This is a genomic window from Bradyrhizobium sp. UFLA01-814 (assembly GCF_046718885.1).
Classification (GTDB): Bacteria; Pseudomonadota; Alphaproteobacteria; order Rhizobiales; family Xanthobacteraceae; genus Bradyrhizobium; species Bradyrhizobium elkanii.
On sequence record NZ_JAQOSR010000341.1, the window covers coordinates 1 to 2727 of the forward strand.

The 2727-nt window shown below is 63.7% G+C and carries 3 protein-coding genes; all 3 read left to right on the forward strand.

The window, feature by feature from the left end; translation table 11 throughout:
• Positions 1-964: Fe-S cluster assembly protein SufB (gene sufB / locus PMN64_RS42625; protein ID WP_411785086.1), on the forward strand; the 964-nt coding region annotated here is incomplete at its 5' end.
• 57 nt (positions 965-1021) lie between these two features.
• On the forward strand, positions 1022-1774 hold the full coding sequence (gene sufC / locus PMN64_RS42630; protein WP_028342146.1) for a Fe-S cluster assembly ATPase SufC: 753 nt from the start codon (positions 1022-1024) through the stop codon (positions 1772-1774).
• 17 nt (positions 1775-1791) lie between these two features.
• Positions 1792-2727, forward strand: a 936-nt coding sequence (locus PMN64_RS42635; RefSeq protein ID WP_411785087.1) for a SufD family Fe-S cluster assembly protein, incomplete at its 3' end; no start/stop codon positions are given.

Here is a 2727-nt window from a genome sequence, read left to right on the forward strand (position 1 = left end):
TGCCGAGCTGGTGCAGAAATATCTCGGCACCGTGGTGCCGACCTCGGACAATTACTTCGCGACATTGAATTCGGCTGTGTTCTCCGACGGCTCGTTCGTCTACGTGCCGCCGGGCGTGCGCTGCCCGATGGAGCTGTCGACCTATTTCCGCATCAATGAGCGCAACACCGGCCAGTTCGAGCGCACGCTGATCATCGCCGACAAGGGCTCCTACGTCTCCTATCTCGAAGGCTGCACCGCGCCGCAGCGCGACGAGAACCAGCTGCACGCCGCCGTCGTCGAGCTCGTCACGCTCGACGATGCCGAGATCAAGTATTCGACGGTGCAGAACTGGTACCCGGGCAACTCGGAAGGCAAGGGCGGCATCTACAATTTCGTCACCAAGCGTGGCGACTGCCGCGGCAAGAACTCCAAGATTTCCTGGACCCAGGTCGAGACCGGCTCGGCGATCACCTGGAAATATCCGAGCTGCATCCTGCGCGGCGACAATTCGAGCGGCGAGTTCTACTCGATCGCGATCTCGAACGGTTTCCAGCAGGTCGATAGCGGCACCAAGATGATCCATCTCGGCAAGAACACGTCGAGCCGGATCATCTCCAAGGGCATCGCCGCCGGCAAGTCACAGAACACCTATCGCGGTCTCGTCAGCGCCCATCGAAAGGCCACCGGCGCGCGCAACTACACCGCCTGCGACTCGCTTCTGATCGGCGACAAATGCGGCGCGCACACCGTGCCCTATGTCGAGGCCAAGAATTCCTCGGCGACGTTCGAGCATGAAGCGACGACGTCGAAGATTTCCGAGGACGTGCTGTTCTACTGCATCCAGCGCGGGCTCTCGCAGGAAGAAGCCGTCGGCCTCGTCGTCAACGGTTTCGTGAAGGACGTGCTGCAGCAACTGCCGATGGAGTTCGCGGTGGAAGCGCAGAAGCTGATCTCGATCAGCCTTGAAGGTTCGGTTGGCTAATCCATCCCGCTAACGGCGCGGCCGACGCGCCTCGGGGTGATGCTCAGGAAAAATCAGATGTCTCTGCTTGAAGTGAAAGATCTGCAGGTTCGTGTCGAGGAGCGTGAGATCCTCCACGGGCTGTCGCTCACGGTGAACCCGGGCGAGGTGCACGCGATCATGGGGCCGAACGGCTCCGGCAAATCGACGCTCTCCCACGTCATCGCCGGCAAGCCGGGCTATGAAGTCACCGGCGGGCAGATCCTGTTCAGGGGCGAGGACCTGCTCGAGATGGAGCCCAATGAGCGCGCCGCCAAGGGTGTGTTCCTGGCGTTCCAGTATCCGGTCGAGATCCCCGGCGTGACCACATGGAATTTCCTGCATGCGGCGCTCAACGCCCAGCGCAAGGCGCGCGGCGAGGACGAGATCTCGTCGCCGGCCTTCCTCAAGAAGGTCCGCGAGGTCGCCAAGTCGCTGAACATCCCGCAGGACATGCTGAAGCGCGGCGTCAATGTCGGCTTTTCCGGCGGCGAGAAGAAGCGCAACGAGATTCTGCAGATGGCGCTGTTCGAGCCGGCTGTCTGCATCCTCGACGAAATGGATTCCGGCCTCGACATCGACGCGCTGCGGATCGCGGCCGACGGCGTCAACGCGCTGCGCTCGCCGGAGCGCGCGATGGTCGTGATCACTCACTATCAGCGGCTGCTCAACTACATCGTGCCCGACTTCGTGCACGTGATGTCGAAGGGCCGGGTGGTGAAGAGCGGCGGCAAGGAGCTGGCGCTGGAGCTGGAAGAGTCCGGTTACACGCAGTTCGAAGACGCTGCCTGACAAACGCGGGTTTTGTGATGAACGTTGTTGCAAAGACCGAGACCGGGCGCGCGCTGGGCGATGCATTCGCCGTGGTGCGCGACCGTCTACCGGGTGAGGGCAAGATCGCCGACCAGCGGCGCCAGGCCTTCGAGGCTTATGAACGATCAGGCCTGCCGCATCGCCGGATTGAGGACTGGAAATACACCGACCTGCGCGCGCTGATGCGCGAAGTGCTGCCGCTCGCGGCGTCCCCGGATGATGCCGCGCTGGGCCGCGCCAGGGCCGTCGTAGAGGCCCACGCGATCGAAGGCGTCCGGCGTCTGGTGCTGGTCGACGGCGCGTTCGCGCCTGATCTTTCCGATTGGCAGGATCTGGAGAAGGGGCTCTCGATCAATCCTCTGCGCCTCGCGCTGGAAGCCGGCGACGAGATCGTCGCGACGCAGGCTCTCGCGTCCGATGTCGCCAACCCCATGATCGCGCTGAACGGCGCGATGGCGACCGACGGGGTCGTCATCGACGTCGCCAACGGCGCGGTGCTGACCCAGCCGCTGCATATCGTGCATGTCGCGTCCGGCACTGTGCCGGCCTCGACGTTCACGCGGTCGCTGCTCCGGCTCGGCCGCGATACCGGCGTGACGCTGGTGGAGAGTTATCTCGCCGCCGACGGCGCCAAGGCCTACCAGACCCATGACGGACTGGTTGTTGCGATCGGTGACAACGCACGGCTCGATCACGTGCGCTTGGTCGAAGACAGCGTCGATGCCTTCAACATTTCCTCGGCGACGGTGTCGCTCGGCGCGCATGCCCATTTCAACACCTTCGGCCTGACCTCGGGTGGGCACGTCAGTCGCTATCAGCTGACGGTGACCTGCGCCGGCGAGGGCTCGACGGTCGAGACCAACGGCGTCAATCTGATCAACGGCAAGCAGCACGCCGACACCACGCTATTCTTGGATCACGCGGTGCCGCAC

Coding starts and splice junctions, on each gene's coding strand:
- sufC (WP_028342146.1), top strand. CDS start 1,022: ATGTCTCTGCTTGAAGTGAAAGATCTGCAGGTTCGTGTCGAGGAGCGT.